General features: G+C 37.4%; 1 protein-coding gene. It reads right to left on the bottom strand.

Annotation, left to right across the window (positions count from 1 at the left end; all coding sequences use genetic code 11):
- Positions 1-449, bottom strand: a 449-nt coding sequence (locus tag Q0762_RS13925) for an Ig-like domain-containing protein (RefSeq protein WP_298767742.1), incomplete at both ends; no start/stop codon positions are given.

The following is a 449-nucleotide window of genomic DNA, read 5'->3' as shown; positions in this document are numbered from 1 at the left end:
ATGTTTACTGGTGTATTAATTGCTGCATCTGTTACAGTTTCATTATCCGCTGTTGGTGCTAATTGATCAAATGTAATATCTACACTTCCTATATCTGTTAAACCGTCTTCATCGGCTACTGTATAAGTAAAGTCGATATCTTCTGTGCTGTCTGTTGCTGGTGTAACCAATAACTCTCCTGTCATTGCATCTAAAGAAACTACAGTACCATCTGATAAGGTTACTGGAGTATTAGCATCTATTGGAGATGTAATTCCTGTAACTGGATCAGTGATTTCTGTAATTGTCAAGTTCGCATTGTCTCCATCTGGATCATTATCTCCAAGTAAAGCGTCTACTAGTATTGGAGTATTTATCATTGCTCCCATAACTACTTCATCATCTGCAACTGGTGCAAGTTGATCAAATGTAATGGCAACATCTGCCATATCAGTTAAACCATCTTCATC

Source organism: uncultured Polaribacter sp. (assembly GCF_947495205.1).
Classification (GTDB): Bacteria; Bacteroidota; Bacteroidia; order Flavobacteriales; family Flavobacteriaceae; genus Polaribacter.
Note: the sequence above shows the minus strand (reverse complement) of the source record. Positions and strands in the feature narration are given on the sequence as shown.